A 1256-nucleotide genomic window follows, 5' to 3' on the forward strand; every position below is an offset into this window, starting at 1 on the left:
TTGGTCAGGCGCATTTGATGACTTCGTGGCGCGGTTCGCGGGCCGGTTCGGGCGGGTGGAGCCCCGTCGGCGGATGGTGTCCTACCTGCGGGGACTGCTCAGCGAGACGGAGCGGAAGAACGGCTGGACCCTGGCAGAGGTCGTCGGTGACGGTGGCCCTCAGGGCATGCAGCGGCTGTTGAACCACTATCTGTGGGACGCCGATGCCATGCGTGATGACGTCCGCGATGCGGTGGTGGAGCATCTCGGGGATCCTGAGCGGGGAATTCTCATTCTCGATGAGACTGGATTTCTCAAGAAGGGTCTCCGGTCGGCCGGCGTGGCCCGGCAGTATTCAGGAACGGCCGGGCGGATCGAGAACTCCCAGGTGGGAGTTTTCCTGGCTTATGGGTCCGGGAAGGGGCGGTCGCTGATCGACCGCGAGTTGTATCTCCCGAAGGAATGGACGTCGGACCGTGAGCGCTGCCGGTCGGCCGGCATCGGCGATGATGTCGAGTTCACCACGAAGCCTGACCTGGGTTTGCGCATGCTGAGGCGTGCCGTGGAGGTCGGCATTCCGTTCGGGTGGGTGACCGCGGATGAACTCTACGGGCAGACAAGCAGGATTCGTGTCTGGCTCGAGGAACATGACATCCCTCATGTACTTGCGGTCCCGAAATCCCAGATGGTCATGACTATGGAGTTCTTCGGTCAGGCCCGCGCACACAAGCTGATCGGTGAGCTGCCCGGCGAGGCGTGGGCACGCGTGAGCTGCGGCGACGGTGCTCACGGACCACGCGAATACGACTGGGCCGCAGCAGCGATTCGTCCCTGGCGGCGCGAGGGCTGGGATCACTGGCTGCTGGCACGGCGCAGCACCACCGACCCTACGGACATCGCCTACTACATCTGCTTCTGTCCAGCCGGAACATCGCTGGAGGATCTTGCGCGGATTGCGGGATCACGATGGATGGTTGAGGAGTGTTTTCAGACCGCGAAGAACGAAACCGGGCTCGATCACTACCAGGTCCGCGGTTATACCGCATGGTACCGGCATATAACTCTCTCCATGGCCGCCCTTTCCCTCCTCGCCGTCCTGCGGGTGGAGGCAAAAAAGGGGATCCAGAAACCGGCAACGACCGATCTCTCATACCCGTGACCATGAACGAGGCCCGGCGACTGTTCAACCGAGTCCTCTTTCCCGCCCGTCACAGCATCCAGCACGTACTCGCTTGGTCCTTATGGCGAAGAAGAAGTCAAGCCCGAGCCCGCGTCAG

The 1256-nt window shown here is 62.7% G+C and carries 1 protein-coding gene; it reads left to right on the forward strand.

Annotation, left to right across the window (positions count from 1 at the left end; all coding sequences use genetic code 11):
* Window positions 1-25 precede the first annotated feature (25 nt).
* A complete protein-coding gene (locus ACTWP9_RS36630) occupies window positions 26-1138 on the forward strand; it encodes an IS701 family transposase (RefSeq protein ID WP_443250640.1) in 1113 nt (370 codons plus the stop codon).
* The last annotated feature ends 118 nt before the right edge of the window (window positions 1139-1256 follow it).

The sequence above is a fragment of the Streptomyces sp. 3N207 genome (assembly GCF_052246355.1).
GTDB lineage: Bacteria > Actinomycetota > Actinomycetes > Streptomycetales > Streptomycetaceae > Streptomyces.